The 588-nt window shown below is 47.1% G+C and carries 1 rRNA gene; it reads right to left on the bottom strand.

Features of this window, described 5'->3' with window-relative positions:
* Window positions 1-502 precede the first annotated feature (502 nt).
* Window positions 503-588 (bottom strand): 16S ribosomal RNA (locus FCN15_RS19055); the annotation flags it as partial.

Genomic DNA, 588 nt, shown 5'->3' on the forward strand with positions numbered 1-588 from the left:
CGAGGCCTTATCGTTGTTCGCCACGTCCTTCTTCGGCTCCTAGCGCCTAGGCATCCTCCGTGTGCTCTTAGTAGCTTAACCAAATCGCTCGGATTTTGGGCCGATACGCTCTGTTCCTCATCCCTTTCCTGATTAGATAAAACCTAATAAGGAAGAAAGGGATTCGCAAAGGATCGATCGTCTCCAAAATGCCTCGCTCTGCAGCTAGTACTAAACTTGTTCTCTACGATCACAAGTTTCAGCTAAAAGAATGTTCTAATTCGCAATTGTTGTTTCGTTATCCAGTTTTCAAGGATCAATGCTGTTTCATTGAAACAGCAGCCTGTATGAATTTCGGTCAATCCCATTGGGTTGATGAAATTCATGCAGATGATTTTGAGAGCTTGAACTCTCAAAACTGACCAACGAGTGAGAAGGTCCCTTTGCTTTCGCAAAGGCAATCCGGCGACTTGCGTCGACCGTGTATTTGAATGTCTTCATCGCAGAAGACGATTCTCCATAGAAAGGAGGTGATCCAGCCGCACCTTCCGATACGGCTACCTTGTTACGACTTCACCCCAATCGTCTACCCCACCTTCGGCGGCTGGC

This window comes from Paenibacillus pinistramenti (assembly GCF_005869875.1).
Lineage (GTDB): Bacteria > Bacillota > Bacilli > Paenibacillales > Paenibacillaceae > Fontibacillus > Fontibacillus pinistramenti.